General features: G+C 55.6%; 21 protein-coding genes and 1 pseudogene. 10 read left to right on the top strand and 12 right to left on the bottom strand.

Annotation, left to right across the window (positions count from 1 at the left end; translation table 11 throughout):
* From HMPREF9538_RS30080 to HMPREF9538_RS12195, 3 genes and pseudogenes are all read right to left on the bottom strand, one after another.
* The coding region (locus tag HMPREF9538_RS30080; RefSeq protein WP_171805140.1) for a 4Fe-4S binding protein at positions 1-72 on the bottom strand (72 nt) is incomplete at its 3' end.
* Between the two features lie 10 nt (positions 73-82).
* Positions 83-2,499, bottom strand: a pseudogene (gene ynfE, locus HMPREF9538_RS12190) (selenate/tellurate reductase subunit YnfE).
* A 150-nt stretch (positions 2,500-2,649) separates the two neighbouring features.
* A complete protein-coding gene (locus HMPREF9538_RS12195) occupies positions 2,650-2,919 on the bottom strand; it encodes a DUF1161 domain-containing protein (RefSeq protein WP_002903714.1) in 270 nt (89 codons plus the stop codon).
* Between the two features lie 101 nt (positions 2,920-3,020).
* On the opposite strand from HMPREF9538_RS12195, the gene HMPREF9538_RS12200 reads away from it, so the two are divergent.
* A complete protein-coding gene (locus tag HMPREF9538_RS12200) occupies positions 3,021-3,731 on the top strand; it encodes a YnfC family lipoprotein (protein ID WP_020316504.1) in 711 nt (236 codons plus the stop codon).
* Here HMPREF9538_RS12200 and speG read toward each other — a convergent pair.
* Together speG and HMPREF9538_RS12210 are read right to left on the bottom strand one after the other, a co-directional pair.
* Entirely contained in the window at positions 3,725-4,285 is a 561-nt protein-coding gene (speG, locus tag HMPREF9538_RS12205; RefSeq protein WP_004179730.1) for a spermidine N1-acetyltransferase, read from the bottom strand. The genes HMPREF9538_RS12200 and speG overlap by 7 nt on opposite strands.
* 78 nt (positions 4,286-4,363) lie before the next feature.
* Positions 4,364-4,705 (bottom strand): DUF1283 family protein, encoded by a 342-nt coding sequence (locus tag HMPREF9538_RS12210; protein ID WP_002903720.1) that lies wholly within the window; start codon positions 4,703-4,705, stop codon positions 4,364-4,366.
* A gap of 108 nt (positions 4,706-4,813) precedes the next feature.
* On the opposite strand from HMPREF9538_RS12210, the gene HMPREF9538_RS12215 reads away from it, so the two are divergent.
* From HMPREF9538_RS12215 to HMPREF9538_RS12230, 4 genes are all read left to right on the top strand, one after another.
* A complete protein-coding gene (locus HMPREF9538_RS12215; RefSeq protein ID WP_004219442.1) occupies positions 4,814-5,176 on the top strand; it encodes a YnfA family protein in 363 nt (120 codons plus the stop codon).
* Positions 5,177-5,290: 114 nt separating this feature from the next.
* Positions 5,291-6,574, top strand: a complete 1,284-nt coding sequence (locus tag HMPREF9538_RS12220; RefSeq protein ID WP_009485289.1) for an MFS transporter — start codon at positions 5,291-5,293, stop codon at positions 6,572-6,574.
* Positions 6,575-6,827: 253 nt separating this feature from the next.
* Positions 6,828-8,291, top strand: coding sequence for a mannitol dehydrogenase family protein (locus HMPREF9538_RS12225; protein WP_015958376.1), 1,464 nt, complete (start codon positions 6,828-6,830; stop codon positions 8,289-8,291).
* Between the two features lie 264 nt (positions 8,292-8,555).
* Complete coding sequence (locus HMPREF9538_RS12230) at positions 8,556-8,987, top strand: universal stress protein (protein WP_004176285.1); 432 nt, start codon at positions 8,556-8,558, stop codon at positions 8,985-8,987.
* Positions 8,988-9,037: 50 nt separating this feature from the next.
* On the opposite strand, the gene HMPREF9538_RS12235 is transcribed toward HMPREF9538_RS12230, so the two are convergent.
* Complete coding sequence (locus HMPREF9538_RS12235; RefSeq protein WP_002903730.1) at positions 9,038-9,724, bottom strand: GntR family transcriptional regulator; 687 nt, start codon at positions 9,722-9,724, stop codon at positions 9,038-9,040.
* 91 nt (positions 9,725-9,815) lie between these two features.
* Positions 9,816-10,565, bottom strand: a complete 750-nt coding sequence (gene ydfG, locus HMPREF9538_RS12240; protein ID WP_002903733.1) for a bifunctional NADP-dependent 3-hydroxy acid dehydrogenase/3-hydroxypropionate dehydrogenase YdfG — start codon at positions 10,563-10,565, stop codon at positions 9,816-9,818.
* A gap of 130 nt (positions 10,566-10,695) precedes the next feature.
* On the opposite strand from ydfG, the gene dcp reads away from it, so the two are divergent.
* A complete protein-coding gene (gene dcp, locus HMPREF9538_RS12245) occupies positions 10,696-12,741 on the top strand; it encodes a peptidyl-dipeptidase Dcp (RefSeq protein ID WP_009485287.1) in 2,046 nt (681 codons plus the stop codon).
* 77 nt (positions 12,742-12,818) lie between these two features.
* Here the strand turns inward: dcp and HMPREF9538_RS12250 are convergent, their stop codons facing one another.
* Positions 12,819-13,205 (bottom strand): nuclear transport factor 2 family protein, encoded by a 387-nt coding sequence (locus tag HMPREF9538_RS12250; RefSeq protein ID WP_004179737.1) that lies wholly within the window; start codon positions 13,203-13,205, stop codon positions 12,819-12,821.
* 27 nt (positions 13,206-13,232) lie between these two features.
* On the opposite strand from HMPREF9538_RS12250, the gene HMPREF9538_RS30075 reads away from it, so the two are divergent.
* Entirely contained in the window at positions 13,233-14,075 is an 843-nt protein-coding gene (locus HMPREF9538_RS30075) for an AraC family transcriptional regulator (protein ID WP_015958377.1), read from the top strand.
* Positions 14,076-14,125: 50 nt separating this feature from the next.
* On the opposite strand, the gene HMPREF9538_RS12260 is transcribed toward HMPREF9538_RS30075, so the two are convergent.
* Positions 14,126-14,800, bottom strand: a complete 675-nt coding sequence (locus HMPREF9538_RS12260; RefSeq protein ID WP_009485285.1) for an SOS response-associated peptidase — start codon at positions 14,798-14,800, stop codon at positions 14,126-14,128.
* Positions 14,801-14,971: 171 nt separating this feature from the next.
* On the opposite strand from HMPREF9538_RS12260, the gene HMPREF9538_RS32280 reads away from it, so the two are divergent.
* Together HMPREF9538_RS32280 and HMPREF9538_RS31640 are read left to right on the top strand one after the other, a co-directional pair.
* Entirely contained in the window at positions 14,972-15,100 is a 129-nt protein-coding gene (locus HMPREF9538_RS32280; RefSeq protein ID WP_004219446.1) for a hypothetical protein, read from the top strand.
* A 54-nt stretch (positions 15,101-15,154) separates the two neighbouring features.
* The gene (locus tag HMPREF9538_RS31640) at positions 15,155-15,277 is read left to right on the top strand and encodes a small membrane protein (protein WP_004143611.1); all 123 of its coding nucleotides are present in this window, start codon (positions 15,155-15,157) and stop codon (positions 15,275-15,277) included.
* On the opposite strand, the gene HMPREF9538_RS12270 is transcribed toward HMPREF9538_RS31640, so the two are convergent.
* The 3 genes from HMPREF9538_RS12270 to HMPREF9538_RS33210 form a co-directional block, all read right to left on the bottom strand.
* Positions 15,274-15,909 (bottom strand): helix-turn-helix transcriptional regulator, encoded by a 636-nt coding sequence (locus HMPREF9538_RS12270; protein WP_020316501.1) that lies wholly within the window; start codon positions 15,907-15,909, stop codon positions 15,274-15,276. The two genes, HMPREF9538_RS31640 and HMPREF9538_RS12270, sit on opposite strands and share 4 nt — an antisense overlap.
* Positions 15,910-15,976: 67 nt before the next feature.
* Entirely contained in the window at positions 15,977-16,099 is a 123-nt protein-coding gene (locus HMPREF9538_RS32275; RefSeq protein WP_020316505.1) for a hypothetical protein, read from the bottom strand.
* A gap of 219 nt (positions 16,100-16,318) precedes the next feature.
* The gene (locus HMPREF9538_RS33210; protein ID WP_271229884.1) at positions 16,319-16,414 is read right to left on the bottom strand and encodes a YnaM/YnfT family protein; all 96 of its coding nucleotides are present in this window, start codon (positions 16,412-16,414) and stop codon (positions 16,319-16,321) included.
* On the opposite strand from HMPREF9538_RS33210, the gene HMPREF9538_RS32270 reads away from it, so the two are divergent.
* Positions 16,374-16,475 (top strand): hypothetical protein, encoded by a 102-nt coding sequence (locus HMPREF9538_RS32270; RefSeq protein ID WP_223174880.1) that lies wholly within the window; start codon positions 16,374-16,376, stop codon positions 16,473-16,475. The genes HMPREF9538_RS33210 and HMPREF9538_RS32270 overlap by 41 nt on opposite strands.
* The last annotated feature ends 294 nt before the right edge of the window (positions 16,476-16,769 follow it).

The raw sequence follows: 16,769 nt of genomic DNA, 5'->3' as shown, positions 1-16,769 counted from the left end.
ACAGGCCAGTTCGCAGGTTTTGCAACCGGTACAGCGAGCGGAGTCGATAAAGAATCCATATTGCGTGCTCATGGTTTACTCCTTAAACCTTCTCGATATCGACCAGGTTGGTATGCTGTGGATTCCCCTTCGCCAGCGGCGACGGGCGGTGGGTGGTCAGGGTATTCATGCAGGCGCCATGGTCGATCCGATCTCCGGTCATATTGGCGTCGTGCCAGGCGCCCTGGCCCATCGCCGAGACCCCCGGCATGATGCGTGGCGTCACTTTCGCCGGCAGCCGGACTTCGCCGCGCTGATTAAAAACGCGCACCATATCGCCGTTTTTAATCCCGCGTTTTTCCGCGTCAAGCGGATTGATCCATACTTCCTGGCGACAGGCCGCTTGTAATACATCAACGTTGCCGTAGCTGGAATGGGTGCGCGCTTTATAGTGGAAACCAAACAGCTGCAGCGGATACTGGCTGCGCAGCGGATCGTCCCAGCCTTCAAATGTGGAGGCGTAGACCGGCAGCGGGCTGATAACTTCGTCTTTCTCCAGCTGCCAGCGGGCGGCAATCTCTGCGAGTCGGCTGGAGTAGATTTCAATTTTGCCGGACGGGGTTTTGAGCGGATGCGCTTCAGGATCGCGCCGGAAGTCGCGATAGGCGACGAAGTGGCCGTTCGGGTCTTTGCGCTTGTAGATGCCCATTCGCTTCAGATCCTCGTAGGCCGGCAGCGCCGGATCTTTCGCCACCATTTTGGCGTACAGATACTGCAGCCACTGTTCCTGGGTACGTCCCTCGGTAAAACGTTGATGCACGTCGTCGCCGAGTCGTTTCGCCACTTCGCTTAGGATCCAGTAAATCGGTTTGCGTTCGAACTTCGCTGAGGTGGCGGGCTGAATAAAAATCAGATAGCCCATATTGCCGGCGTAATCGTTAGGAATGATATCCTCCTGCTCAACGGTCATCAGGTCGGGCAGCAGCAGGTCGGCGTATTTCGCCGACGAGGTCATAAAGTTGTCGATAACCACAATGGTTTCGCACTTGCTTTCATCCTGCAGAATTTCGTGGGTCTTATTGATGTCGGAGTGCTGGTTGATGATGGTGTTGCCCGCGTAGTTCCACAGGAACTTGATCGGCACATCCAGCTTCTCTTTTCCGCGTACGCCATCGCGGCTGGCGGTCATCTCTGGACCGCGCGCGATGGCGTCGGTCCAGGTAAAGCAGGAGATGGCGGTCTTCACCGGGTTTTCCAGCACCGGCAGGCGCTCAATGGTGATGGTGTAGGTTGATTCGCGGGCGCCGCTATTGCCGCCGTTGATGCCGACGTTGCCGGTTAAGATCGGCAGCATGGCGATCGCCCGGGCGGTGAGTTCGCCGTTGGCCTGGCGCTGGGGCCCCCAGCCCTGGCAAATGTAGGCCGGCTTGCTCATGCCGATTTCGCGCGCCAGCTTAATGATGCGATCGGTGGGGATACCGGTAATACGCGAGGCCCACTGCGGCGTTTTAGCGATCCCGTCGTCGCCCTCGCCGAGGATATAGGCTTTGTAGTGACCGTTCGCCGGCGCCCCGGCCGGGAGCGTTTTCTCGTCGTAGCCAACGCAGTATTTATCAAGGAAAGGCTGGTCCACCAGATCTTCGTTAATCAACACCCAGGCGATACCGGCCACCAGCGCGGCGTCGGTGCCGGGGCGAATGGGGATCCACTCATCTTCCCGACCGGCGGCGGTATCGGTGTAGCGCGGATCGATGACGATCATTCGCGCGTTAGAGCGCTCGCGGGCCTGCTCCAGATACCAGGTAATGCCGCCGCCGCTCATCCGGGTCTCCGCCGGATTGTTGCCGAACATCACTACCAGCTTGCTGTTTTCAATATCCGAGGTGCTGTTGCCGTCGTTACTGCCGTAGGTGTAGGGCATGGCGCAGGCAATCTGCGCAGTACTGTAGGTACCGTACTGGTTAAGCGAGCCGCCGTAGCAGTTCATTAAACGCGCCACCGGCGACGCGGAAGGCGACGAACGGGTGATGTTGCCGCCGACGATCCCTGAAGAGTAGTTAATGTATACGGCTTCGTTGCCATACTGCGCTACCACGCTCTTCAGGCGGTCGGCGAGGGTATCCAGCGCCTCCTGCCAGCTGATGCGGACAAATTTGCCTTCTCCGCGCTTGCCGACGCGCTTCATGGGATAGTTAAGGCGATCCGGATGATTGATGCGCCGGCGAATCGAACGCCCGCGCAGGCAGGCGCGGACCTGATGGTCGCCGTAGCGGTCATCGCCGGTGTTATCCGTTTCGACGTAAACCACTTCATCATCACGCACGTGCAGCCGCAGTTAACCGAGCAGGCGCCCCAGACAATGCGGGTGTTGTCGCCGGTAGCCTGTTGTACCGCCGCCGCGGCGCGGCGCAGCGTAAAGGGCAGGGTAAGCCCGCCGGCGGCCAGCGCGAGGGAACCGAGGGCTGTGGATTTGAGTAGCGCGCGTCGGCTGACGCCGCCGGGAGATTCCTGATTCGACATTGCTCACTCCATGATCGTTATGTTGTACGGAGAAGGGCCGCTGTGCCATTAACAGACGCAGGGGTGAGCGATAATACGTTATGGGTAGCCAGTAGACCTTATCCCTGGTCAATGCAGGGATAAGATCTTTCATTTGAAACCGAAGAGGGCTTACTGAGCGTCGTTTTCGGCGGGACTGTCGCTGTTACGCGTATAGGTGATTTTGAAGGTGTCGTTGGCGCAATGACCGACCACCTGAACCCCGGGCTGGTCTGCCTGATCGTTTGGCACAATGGCCAGGCTGAAGGCGGTTTCCGGTACGCCATTGTTGATGATCTTCTGCTGGATGTCGCTTTTGACCCGTTCACAGGAGTCGGGAGCCGCCAGTACGGCCGTGGAGCACAGCAGTAGCGCAGCGCCGGTGCAGAGGGATAGTTTCATCTTACGCTCCTTATCGATGTTATCCAGATTTAAGCATAGCAGAACTGGTGTAAACAATTGTATTTGCTAATATGATCGGATGTACACAAAAGGAATCGTCTGTGAAAAGATTGTATTGGCTGATCCCGGCAGCGCTGCTGCTGACGGCATGCGACCGTAAAAGCGCCCCGGACGCCTTCACCCCGGAAATGGCGAGTTTTTCCAATGAGTTTGAGTTTGATCCCCTGCGCGGGCCGGTGAAAGATTTTAGCCAGACGCTGCTGGATGAACACGATGTGGTGGTCAAGAAGGTGAGCGCTCAGCTCTCAAGGGAAGGGTGTTTCGATCTGCTGACCCTGGAAGATGTGGAGAACAAAACCGGCGCCACGCTGCTGCTGGACGCCAACTATTACGTCGACGGGCGCACCCACGAGAAGCGGCTGCGCCTGCAGGGCAAGTGTCAGCTGGCGGAGATGCCTGCCGCCGGGGTGAGTTGGGAGACGGATGATAACGGTTTTATTATCAGCGCACGCGGCAAAGAGACCACCGCCACCTACCGCTATGACAGCGATGGCTATCCGCTGGGAAAAACCACCACCGCCAAAGAGGAGCGATTTACCGTCGCCTCAACGCCGTCAAAGGATCCGCGTAAGAAATTGGACTATACCGCCATCAGCACCTTCAACGATCGCACGCTGGGCACGGTGCGTCAGACCTGCGACTACGACGATCACGACAATCCGCTGAGCTGTGAGCTGCAGGTGATCGATGAAAGCGTCCAGCCGCCGCTGACCCGCCAGTACACCATTAAAAACCGTATCGATTATTACTGAGCCGTCGGCTTCAGCAGGGACGGCCCGGACGTTTTGTGCTCGGCCAGATACTGGTGCTGGAACAGGCACATGCGGATGGTGTTGCGGTACTCGCCGTTAATGAAAAACTCATGGATCAGTTCACCCTCGACCATAAAGCCGAGCTTGCGGTAAATATGGATCGCTTTTTCATTCTCTTTATCAACGATTAAATACAGCTTATACAGATTGAGCACGGTAAAGCCATAGTCCATCGCCAGACGTGCGGCGCGGGTGGCGAGACCTTTTCCCTGGAAGTCGGGGGAGATGATGATCTGGAACTCGGCCCGGCGGTGCACATGGTTGATTTCAACCAGCTCCACCAGTCCGGCTTTATCGCCATTGCATTCGATGACAAAGCGGCGCTCGCTTTGATCGTGAATATGTTTGTCGTACAGATCGGAGAGCTCAACGAAGGCCTCGTACGGCTCTTCAAACCAGTAGCGCATGACGCTGGCGTTGTTATCGAGCTGGTGGACGAAGCGCAAATCTTCGCGCTCAAGCGGGCGGAGTTTGACGTGTAGCGCGTCGGTCATGGAGATTCCTGTGGTCAAAACGGAAAAGGGATTACAGAAAGGCGGCGCCCGCAGGCGCCAGCGTGGTTAGGGAGCGGCTCAGGGATTGATCGCGCGGCCGGTGCGACGGTCAAGACAGCGCAGGGTGTTTGGCTCCCAGTAGGCATTGACGTTGGCGCTCTTCTGGCAGTTATCCTGCGCGTCGAAAGCGACATCGGCTTTATCCCACTCTTTTTCCGCCCGTTTGTTCACCTTCTGGCGCAGGCTGCGGGTGTCGTTCCATTGCTCTTTTTCCATCGACGCCTGCTGACGGCTCTGCGCGCTGTCGCCAGATTCAATCACCAGCCGGTCGGTGGCGGCATAGGAGCTGGAGGTGTAGACCACAGCGCTTAACGCCAGAATGGCGGTCAGGCACCAGCGTTTGTTCAGTGTCATGTTCATCACGATTTCCTTTAAGTGATGGGTTAACCCTCAGATTCAGTTTACTACAGCTCTTTTGTCGGGCATAGCCGGCAAAACAGCGTGGGGCAGAAGCTATTATCGCGTAGAATAGTTCAACGCTTTGTCTCTTTTACGAATCTTTTAATGCTCAAAACAACGCTGCTGTTCTTTGCTACCGCTCTGTGTGAAATCGTCGGCTGTTATCTACCGTGGCTATGGCTCAAGCGCGGGGCAACGCCGCTGCTGCTGATCCCCACCGCCCTGGCGCTGGCGCTATTCGTCTGGCTCCTGACGCTCCATCCGGCCGCCAGCGGGCGGGTATATGCCGCCTACGGTGGGGTGTACGTTTGTACCGCATTGCTCTGGCTGCGGGTCGTTGATGGGGTCAAATTAACCCATTATGACTGGGCGGGCGCGGCCATCGCCCTGTGCGGCATGCTAATCATCGTGGCGGGGTGGGGACGGGCCTAAGCCCGTCATGTGTGATCCCTGCCGCTTTTTTCAACCCTAATTCTTGTATGGTAGTCGACCTGTTGCCTTACTTATCAGACATCCTATTTAAGTATGACTCTGTAAGGAACAACGATGGCTATCGAGACTCTTGCCGCCCGGACCGGGGCGACGCCGTTACGCATCCGTCGGGTGCAGAAGATCACCCTGACGCTGCTGTTTATCGCCGGTATCGTCAACTTTCTTGACCGCTCTTCGCTGAGCGTCGCCGGGGAGGCGATACGCGCCGACCTGGGCCTTAGCGCCACCGAGTTTGGGGTGCTGCTCTCCGCCTTTTCGCTCTCCTACGGCTTCGCGCAACTGCCCTCCGGTATTTTGTTGGATCGCCTGGGGCCACGGATTGTGCTGGGCGCCGGGCTGATTTTCTGGTCCGCGATGCAGGCCCTGACCGGGATGGTCAATTCGTTCTCGCATTTTATTCTGCTGCGCATTGGCCTCGGGATCGGCGAAGCGCCGTTTATGCCAGCCGGCGTGAAATCGATCAACGACTGGTATGCGCAAAGAGAGCGCGGCACGGCGGTGGGAATATTCAACTCCTCGACGGTGCTGGGCCAGGCTATCGCCCCGCCGGCCCTGGTCATCATGCAGTTGGCCTGGGGTTGGCGAACGATGTTTGTGGTGATTGGTTTAGCCGGGATCGTGGTCGGCCTGTGCTGGTATGTGGGCTACCGTAACCGTCGGCAGTTTACCCTGCAGGAGGAGGAGCAGCAGTATCTGGCCAGTGAGGAGGCGGCCCGCCCGGCGCTGAAGTTTAGCGAATGGCTGGCTCTGTTTAAACGGCGGACTACCTGGGGGATGATCCTCGGCTTTTCCGGTGTGAACTACACCGGCTGGCTGTATATCGCCTGGTTGCCCGGCTATTTGCAGGCGCAGCAGGGGTTAAGCCTGGCCCGTACCGGCTGGGTGGCGGCGATCCCGTTTCTTGCCGCGGCGGTGGGGATGTGGGTCAACGGCCTGGTGGTCGATGCCCTGGCGCGCAGAGGCTACGATCAGGCGAAAACCCGCAAAACGGCGATTGTTATCGGTCTGGTGCTGTCGGCGCTGGGCACCTTGCTGGTGGTTCAATCGTCCACGCCAGCCCAGGCGGTGGCTTTTATCTCCATGGCGCTGTTTTGCGTTCATTTTGCCGGGACGTCCGCCTGGGGGCTGGTGCAGGTAATGGTGGCGGAGCATAAAGTGGCTTCGGTGGCGGCGATCCAGAACTTCGGCAGCTTTGTGTTTGCCTCCTTCGCGCCGATCGTGACCGGCTGGGTAGTGGATACGACTCACTCTTTCAATCTGGCGCTGGTGATCGCCGCCGGGGTGACCTTTACCGGGGCGCTGTGCTACTTCTTTATCGTCAAAACTCGCATCGATTAACAACGCTCGGCGATTCGTCAACAGCAGGCCCGCAGGGACGCGCGGCCGCCATGTTCTTCTCCTGCGCTATCCTGTCACTGCGGCGATTGCAGCCACGTGCCCCGTGCTTTATCAGGCGAGATCTTCTTGTATGGTAGTTGACAGAAATCAAAGATGTTATACCAATTGCGTGAGATGGTTGAGGCACAAAGGCATTCTCCTCGAGAGTTCTCCCTGAGAATGGTTGATGGGCTACATAACAACGAGAGTCATCATGGAAAACACCCTCTTAACCGCTAACGCCACGCTGCCGACCTACGATCGCAGCGCACTGATCCCCCGTATCGTTCATCTTGGTTTTGGCGCGTTTCATCGCGCTCATCAGGCTGTGTATGCCGATATACTGGCCAGCGAGCACGGCAGCGACTGGGGCTACACCGAAGTTAATCTGATTGGCGGCGAGCAGCAGATCGCCGATCTCCAGCAGCAGGATCTGCTGTATACCGTCGCCGAAATGTCCGCCGACGCCTGGACCGCGCGCGTGGTTGGTGTGGTGAAGAAGGCGCTGCACGCCGGGGTTGATGGTCTCGAAGCGGTGCTGGCGGCGATGTGTCAGCCACAGGTGGCCATTGTCTCCCTGACGATTACTGAGAAAGGCTATTGCCATTCGCCAGCCAGCGGCGAACTGCAGCTCGATCACCCGCTGATCGCCGCCGATTTGCATAACCCGCACCAGCCAAAATCGGCGGCGGGGGTAGTGGTGGAGGCCTTATCTCGCCGCCGGGCGGCCGGCCTGCCTGCTTTTACCGTGATGTCCTGCGATAACATGCCGGAAAATGGTCACGTGATGCGCAACGTCGTCTGCGCCTACGCCCGGGCTCTGGACGAGGATCTTGCCGCATGGATAGAGCAGAATGTCACCTTTCCGTCGACCATGGTGGACCGGATTGTCCCGGCGGTGACTGCCGAAACCCTCGATAAAATTACCCAGCTGACCGGGGTGCGCGACCCGGCCGGGGTGGCCTGCGAACCTTTCCGTCAGTGGGTGATTGAGGATAACTTTGTTGCCGGACGTCCGCAGTGGGAGAAAGCGGGAGCGGAACTGGTCACCGACGTGGTGCCTTTCGAAGAGATGAAGCTGAGAATGCTCAATGGTAGCCATTCGTTCCTCGCTTATCTCGGCTATCTGGCCGGTTATCAGCATATCAACGACTGTATGCAGGACGATAACTACCGTCGCGCGGCGCTGTCGTTGATGCTGGACGAACAAGCACCAACGCTGAAGGTGCAGGGGGTGGATCTGTCACGCTATGCCAGTTTGCTGATTGACCGTTACTGCAATCCGGCGCTGAAGCACCGCACCTGGCAGATAGCCATGGACGGCAGCCAGAAGTTGCCCCAGCGCATGCTGGACTCCATACGCTGGCATCTGGTGCATCAGCGTGATTTTACACTGCTGGCGCTGGGCGTGGCAGGGTGGATGCGTTACGTTGGCGGCGTTGACGATGCGGGCCAGTCAATCGAGATATGCGACCCGTTGTTGCCGGTTATCCAGCAAGCGGTGGCTGCCAGCGCCGATGGCGAAGCGCGAGTCAAAGCGCTGCTGGGTATTGAGGCTATTTTCGGCGTCGAACTGCCGCAGGAGTCACGCTTTGTCACGGCGGTGACCCGCGCCTACTTAGCGCTGCAGCGGCAGGGGGCTAAAGCTACCGTCGCCGCGTGGGCCGCCGCGCAATAATCTTTTTCCGGTGTCGGTCCCGGGGTCGACACCGGCTCTTCAGTTATTTCTACGATACTCCGCTGATGTCTATTTTTTGCTAGCGATCGGTTTTAGCAGACGCAGAATATGATCGAACGCAATGTCTATACATAACTCTATATTTCCCTGATTTACTAAAGATAATTAGCTGTTATTTTTCCGAACAATGACTGGTATTTCACCGCAATAATGGCATAGTTAAGTTATTGAAAAAGAACTTTCTCTGCAAAAGGAGTACGGGCCATGTATAAAAAAATTTTATTGCCTGTTGATGTCTTTGAAATGGATTTAAGCGATAAAGCGGTGCGTCACGCGGAATTTCTCGCTTCGGCCGAAAATGGCGAGATCACCTTGCTCAACGTTCTGCCGAACAGCAGCCGTTCGCTATTGCGCGGTTTTACGGCGGATATTCGTAAGTTTGAAGCCTATATGGAAGAAGAGTCGGAGAAAAAAATGCGCGAGGTGGCGCGACTGTTCGCCATCCCCATGACGCGGATCCATACCCGCGTAGTCTTTGGCAACGTGCGTGACGAAATTCTGGCTATCAGTAACAACGAAGAGTTCGATGTCATTGTGATTGGTTCCCGCAAACCAGGGATCTCCACCCATCTGCTGGGCTCCAACGCCGAGTCAATTCTGCGCTACGCCAAAACGCCGGTATTGGTCGTTAGATAATCCCTTCAATGACGACGGCTGCGTCGGCCATGCCGGCAGCCGTCTGACTCTTATTCTTCACTAAACCAGTCGCGGTTCTCCTGGCGAATCAGCAGTACGGATTCGCTGATTTCATGCAAATGGATACTCATGGCTTTTTCTACCGCCTCGGCATCGCGTTTTTCCAGCGCGGTGAAAATCTCATGATGCTGGCGCAGAAGCATCTCAGGAGAGGTGACATGGTCCAGACTCATATAGCGGACGCGATCGATGGCGGCTTTAATATTTTCCACTGTCTCCCAGGCCAGCTGACAGTCGGCAATAATCGACAGCTTCTGGTGAAATTCATCATCGAGCAGGAAAAAGTCGTTTAACTGCTGCCGATCAACGGCAATACGCTGCTGGTGAAGATTCTGTTCCAGCTGATAAAGTTGCTCTTCGTTAATCATGCCGGCGGCACGGCGAACCACCGCGCACTCGATCGCCTGGCGGACGAAGCAACCATTACGCACCTGCGACAATGAGATTTTATTGACGTAGCTACCGCGCTGGGGACGAATCTGGATAAGTCCGTTTTCCGCCAGCTTAATGAAGGCTTCGCGCACCGGCTGACGAGACACCGCAAAACGCACGGAGACTTCTTTCTCCGACAGCGGTGTACCAGGCGGGATCAGGCAGTGAACGATATCCCGGCGGAGGATGCGATAAATTTGCTGATTGACGGGTTGCGTCGGATTCAGTTGCGATTCTGCGGCCATTGATGGTTACTTTTTAGGGGGTTATGCGCACTATTTTACGCGTTTTTTGCGTTTCCGCCCATACCCGGCCCGCAGGCCGGGTGGCTGACGGTTAGCCCTGGCGGTGAACGCTGAGTCCGGCAAAGCTCTGACTCACCGGCATCATCTCCAGGGTGTTGATGTTGACATGTTTCGGCAGGGTGGCGACCCACCAGACCGCCTCGGTCACATCTTCCGGCGTTAGCGCTTGGGTATTTTCGTAAGCTTTTTCGGCTTTAGCGTCATCGCCCTTAAAGCGGACGTTAGAAAACTCGGTGCCGCCCACCAGACCCGGCTCGATGTCGGTCACGCGCACCGCGGTGCCGTGCAGGTCGGTACGAAGATTGAGGCTAAACTGACGGACAAAGGCTTTGGTCGCCCCATAGACGTTTCCGCCGGCGTAAGGCCAGCTGCCTGCCGTAGAGCCGATATTGATGATATGGCCGCGATTGCGCTCCACCATCCCCGGCAGCACGGCGCGGGTCATGTACACCAGCCCTTTATTATTGGTGTCGATCATATCTTCCCAGTCTTCCACACTGGCGCGGTGCGCCGGCTCCAGACCAAGCGCCAGGCCGGCGTTGTTCACCAGCACATCGATAGCCTGCCACTCGGCCGGCAGGTCAGCAATCAGCGTCTCAATGGCGGCGCGGTTGCGGACGTCAAGTTGCGCGATATAAAGGTTATCGCCCAGCTCGTCTTTCAGCGTCTTCAGGCGCTCTTCACGACGACCGGTGGCAATCACTTTATGACCGTTAGCGATAAAACGGCGAGTAATACTTTCACCAAAACCGGCGGTGGCGCCGGTGACCATGATAATCATCTTACTGTTCCTCAACGCTTTTTGTGTTTTCATACCATAGCACGCACAGGCGGCGACCGGTAACGGAAATCATTGCGACCCCTTAAGGAGAGGCCTAATCTTACAGCATTAGCCTGTACAGGAGAGAAAGATGTCCGAACGAAACCCCTTTTTTAGCGTCAGTACGTTGCCTTACCAGGCGCCGCCGTTCGATGTGATTGACGACAGCCACTATCGCCCGGCGTTTGATGAGGGCGTCCGGCAGCAGCGGGCCGAAATTCGCGCTATTATCGACAATCCGCAGCCGGCCAGTTTCGCCAACACGCTCGAGGCGCTGGAGCAGAGTGGTCAGCTGCTGGCGCGGGTGACGCGGGTCTTTTTCGCCATGGCTGGCGCCCATACCAATCCTTATATTCAATCACTGGATGAACAATTTTCCGCCGAACTCGCCGAGCTGGGGAATGACATCTGGCTTAATGCGGCCTTGTTTCAGCGCGTGAACAGCGTCTACGAGCAGCGCGACGCGCTGGCGCTGGACAGCGAGTCCTATCGTCTCCTGACCCTGACGTGGCAACGTTTTGTTCACGCCGGGGCGACGCTGGCTCCCGAGCAGCAGGCGGCGCTGCGCACACTGAACACCGAAGCGGCTACGCTGCAAAGTCAGTTCCAGCAGCGACTGCTGGGAGCGGCAAAAAGCGGCGGCCTGGTGGTTGATTACCGGCATCAACTGGCTGGCCTGAGCGATGAGGAGATAGCGGCGGCGGCTGACGCAGCGCGTGAAAGAGGGCTTAGCGACCGCTGGTTGCTGACGCTGACCAATACCACCCAGCAGCCACAGCTGCTTGCGCTGCGCGACCGGCAAACGCGGGAGAATCTCTTCGCCGCCGGCTGGACCCGCAATCAGCAGGGCGATGAGCATGATACGCGTGACCTGGTACTGCGGCTGGCGGCGATCCGTGCGCAGCAGGCTGAGCTGTTGGGAGCCGCTGATTACGCCAGCTGGGCGCTGACCGATCAAATGGCGGCTTCCCCGGCGGAGGCATTGGGCTTTATGCGTCAGATCGCGCCGGCGGCGCGGGCGCGGGCGGAACGAGAGCTGGCGGACATCCAGCAGGTGATCGACAACGAAGGCGGGGGTTTTCGCGCGACGGCATGGGACTGGCTTTACTACAGCGAGCAGGTGCGGCGGGCTGCCTACGCCATTGATGACGCGCAGCTCAAACCCTATTTTGCCCTCGAGCGGGTGCTGCACGACGGCGTCTTCTGGACGGCAACGCAGCTCTTTGGGCTGCGCTTTGTTGAGCGCTTTGATATACCGGTCTATCACCCGGATGTGCGGGTCTGGGAGATCTTCGATCACAACGGCGAAGGGATGGCGCTGTTTTACGGTGACTACTACGCTCGTGACTCAAAGAGCGGCGGCGCATGGATGGATGTGTTTGTCGAACAGTCGACTCTGCGCGCGCAGCGCCCGGTTATCTACAATGTCTGCAACTACCTCCGTCCGCAGGCAGGGCAGAGCGCGCTGCTGTCGTGGGATGAGGTGATCACCCTGTTTCATGAGTTCGGCCATACCCTGCATGGGCTGTTCGCCAGCCAGCGCTACGCCAGTCTCTCGGGGACCAATACGCCGCGCGATTTTGTCGAATTTCCTTCGCAGATCTTCGAACACTGGGCCAGCCAGCCGCAGGTGTTTGCCCACTACGCGAAGCACTACCAGTCCGGGGAGCCGATGCCGCAGGCGCTACGCGACAATATGTTGCGTGCGGCAACCTTCAATAAAGGGTACGACATGAGCGAGCTGTTGGCTGCTGCGTTACTCGATATGCGGTGGCATAGCCTGTCGACCTCGGCATTACCGGAGGAGGTGGACGCGTTTGAGCAGCTGGTGCTTCGGGAAGAGAACCTGGATCTGGCGGCGGTCCCCCCGCGCTATCGCAGCAGCTATTTCTCCCATATCTTCGGCGGCGGCTATGCGGCAGGCTATTACGCCTATCTGTGGACCCAGATGCTGGCCGACGACGGCTATCAATGGTTCGTGGAGCAGGGCGGTTTGACCCGTGAGAACGGTCAGCGTTTCCGTGAGGCGATTTTATCACGCGGGAACAGCACTGATTTAGCTGAACTGTATCGCCAGTGGCGCGGACACGATCCGCAGATTGAGCCGATGCTGAAAAATCGCGGGTTGAGTGCGTAGGGCAATTTTAGTCTGACAAGATAACCGGGCGCGCTGCCCGGTTTTTTGTCTGATCTAGTCGTAACCTTATATTTCTTTTACCTCACGCTGCCTAAATCTTTATCGCTCTCTCTCCCTTTAAGCATTAGCGTGGCTTCTTCGATACGAATGAAGCGCCCGGAATCATCTATTTCAGCGAACATATAAACTTCCATGTCCACCTCTTCTCCGCTGCGCCTGGTGCACAGAACGCGATGCCTTGTGGCATAAAGATTCCCGTTACGAAGTTCGTCATGTAACTCAATTTTAGCGAAGGCGATAATTTCCCGGAGTCTACGCGCATGCTGAGCAAAGCCATCTAATCCTTCCCACTTGTTATCAGTGCGCTGCCGATAACCGGGACTAAAATAGCGACTGAGTATCCGATCCAGTGGTATCTGTTGGTGGTTGATAATGTCATCCAATACCCTAGTAATAGTAATCATTTTGATGGTTAGTCCTCTGTGAAAGTGATGAATACTTTACAATCGACTAACTGGCTTCAGTACGGTATAAAAGACATTAAACACCTCAAACACGCCAATATGCACGATCCATTGATTCCATTCGAACCGGTGTTTTCACCCCAGGGACCCACTTTACTCGTCGCGGTACGTCAGTCTGAGGTAATACGGGAGACTCCACGCCACCATCACAGCTGTGGGCAGTTAATCGGTGCCATACGTGGGCTACTTACGGTCGATGGCGGTGATTGTCGCTGGGTGGTACCGGCAACACATGCCGTCTGGATACCGCCAGGTGTTCCGCACGGCCTGCGCTCGCACGGTCCATATTCAGGATGGAGTGTTTATGTTTCTGCCAAAGCCTGTGGCGAGCTACCTGATAAGCCATCTGTTCTCTCAATGACAAATCTGCTGCGTGAAGCGATAACGCGAGCGGCTGCATGGCAAGGTGTAGAGCTTAATGCGTCCCAAAAACGTTTAGCTGGCGTTATTCTTGATGAAATTGGTTCCCTTCCCAGGGTTAATCTTGGGCTTCCAATGCCGCAAGATAGCCGATTGCTCAGAATCGCGCAGGCGCTGTCAGCAAACCCGGACGACGGGCGCAGGTTGGAAGAATGGGCAGCCTGGGCCGGCATGTCATCACGCACGCTCACGCGACGATTCCGAGCCGAAACGGGTTTTAGCTTCAATGAATGGCGACAGCGGATACGCTTACTCAGGGCTCTTGAGCTACTGGCTGCCGGCAAGCCAGTGACGGCGATAGCGCTGGATCTGGGATATGACAATGTGAGTGCCTTCATAGCCTTGTTCCGTCGGATGTTCGGCACTACTCCAGGGCGGTATAAAATTTAATTATCTCTTCGCTGAATATGATGCGTTATCCGCCGCTTTGATTACGTTTGTCATGGGCTGAGAGGGGCAAGTAATTCGGGCCCCTGATTTTTCACATTGCCGACCGCCCGCGTTACCGGGTGCCAGGTAAAATCGTCGGCGGAAACGGCTCCGTCACTGGCAATCTCCGCCGCTTCCGCGCCGGTGACATCCTGCCTCATCCATTCCCGGGCGGCTTCAGGCGCCAGGACCAACGGCCGACGGTCATGAATATCGACAAGACCGCGATCGGCGGCGGCCGTCACGATCAAGAATCCTTCGGCATGGTCCCCACGTTCGAACGGAGTCCGACCAATCGCGGCCATAAAAATTGGCTGGCCATCCTTACGCTGGATAAAGTATGGCTGCTTTTTATTTCCTTCCTTTTTCCACTCAAACCAGCCGTCGGCGAAGCAGATCGCCCGTCCGTGCTCCCACAGCGGCTTGAACATCCTGCTGGAGGCTGCAGTCTCAACCCGGGCATTAATCAGCGGCGGTTTATCCCACCATCCTGGCGCATAGCCCCAGTAAACGGCATCGAGATGGAGTTGCTCATCGCGTTCATTGAGGAGTAAAACTTTTGTCCCGGGCGCGACGTTATAGCGCCCGATAGGCGCCGGGTCCCAGGCAATATCTCGTTCGGCCGCTTCCACGAGATGCGCCAGGTATTCCTCCCGGCTTTGCGCTTGCGCAAAACGTCCGCACATAGCCACCTCCAGCGTGATGTCTGACTAACAGTATAGAACAGCTGCAAAACGGTGTTTTCACCTGCCCAAATACCACGCTCCTTCCACGTCAGTAGACCATTATTTCAGGCCGTCATCTTGCCTGACGTCGCGACAGTACACGCTGGGCGTTAGGCCTGGCATTGTCCGTTTATGCTTCATCGTTATTACCCTAACGCCTGTCTGATAAAGGAAATCGTTTTTACTCTTTTTATTATCTTTCAGAATTATCGCACGGAGTTTTACCTTTGTCTGAAATGGTTGTCGCTGGGTTGTATTTGAAAACATCCACCCCTTATTATTTAAAAAATCATCTTTATCTTTTAAAAGGTTGTTATGAGTAACTTACTATTATTAGTCCTGGCGGTGGTGTTATTGTTTACATCTTTGTTTTTTGGCCTGTCCTATGTTAGAGAAAGAAGAAAAATGAAGATGCGCTTTAATAAATTCCGACGTTAACCGATCCTTCCTGCGGAAAGCGCAAGAGCAACAGATGAGAATCTCGTTAACTCTTGTTTGGTAGCTATTTGGAATTTTTTCATAATATTGATTTTGTGAGAGAAGACCGTCTTATGGCTGATGCCCAGTTCTTGCGCTATCTGCTGATTGTTCATTCCCGTTCTGATCGCATCGATAATATAAAGTTGTGATTTGGTCAAGGTTAACCGAGGGCATTTGACACAGCGTCTGCTGTCTTTTTCCAGCCCACCGCAACTAGATGTTGTCGACTCCGTCAGACGTTTTGCAATCTGATTTTTTACGCGGCGCAAGTCGCTGTTCATGCTGATAAAAGTGGCATCGCGTAGACAAAGTGGTAACTGTTCAACCTGCAAAGCGCTGTCGGTGGCGACGAAAATAAAAATAGACGTGTGCGGAGGAAGTTTTTTGAAAAACGGGTGGCATAGATAATGTTCACCAGCGGCCATTTCTGTGAACAGCATATCAATCGGACCTAATATATCTGTGGAATAGTCTACAACGGAATACGGTTCACGGATGTGTTCTTCTTTCGCGATCTCGCTAAGCAGTTCGCAAATTCCGCGATTAAGAAATATGTTTTCAGTGTTAATTAAAATATCAGGCATAGTCATGGCGATCGTGAAAGTTGTCATGCATTTAAAGTGGAGAACATTAAATGCGTATGCCTTTAGGATATTTCTAATAATCAACAAATGCAATGAGTCTAATTTTGGACTTTGAGCTGGCGAGTAAAATTAATGGTATATTAATCAATGACTTATTTTTTAGCGTTGCGCGGGCATGACCGCTAATTTGGCACAAACTGCTTAAATTGCTTATATTGCATGCGTTAATTCTGGTCTCAAATATATTAATCAGAGTTACTTATTCACTGTATGAATTGCTTTTTCAAAAATACCTTTTGCAGGCGCGGGTCCTTGAGGAGATTGCGCCTGAGCGAAACCTGGGGTGGTCATTGATAAAAAGGGGCGGGGTAGACCCGCCGCTGCGGAGGGTGAACAGCAACGGCGTACAACAGAATCAGTTATCAGGATTGTTGGAAATGCTTTTCCACACCATTCCCAGGCCGATCAACATCGACGCGAAGAGGGCGAACAGGGTGGTTGAGATAAAAATGCTGGTCATGGCGGTGCCTCAGAAAGTGCGTATGCAGATCATTAGGCACGGTGTCGGATGAAAGGTTCCTTACCCGGCCGGGTATATTTTCACCAGCGGCGTCCGGTTGACGGCAACAAGGCGAATGCCACGTCGAAGCGCCGCTGTTGGCAAGGGGATCCTGACAGGCAGCCGTGTTGCTAAACGCGCTGTTCATGGGGAGAATACACGACGGCAAAGGGGGAGCGATTCGGACGTTGACATCCCCTTAAACAAGTTATATATACATTTCGCTTCTGTTTATTGAATGTTAAACAGCATCAGTTATGGGACTCAGAAGCGCCACAGCCCCCCCCCCCCGGGGGGGGGGGGGGTG

The sequence above is a fragment of the Klebsiella sp. MS 92-3 genome (genome assembly GCF_000195655.1).
GTDB lineage: Bacteria > Pseudomonadota > Gammaproteobacteria > Enterobacterales > Enterobacteriaceae > Klebsiella > Klebsiella pneumoniae.
Note: the sequence above shows the minus strand (reverse complement) of the source record. Positions and strands in the feature narration are given on the sequence as shown.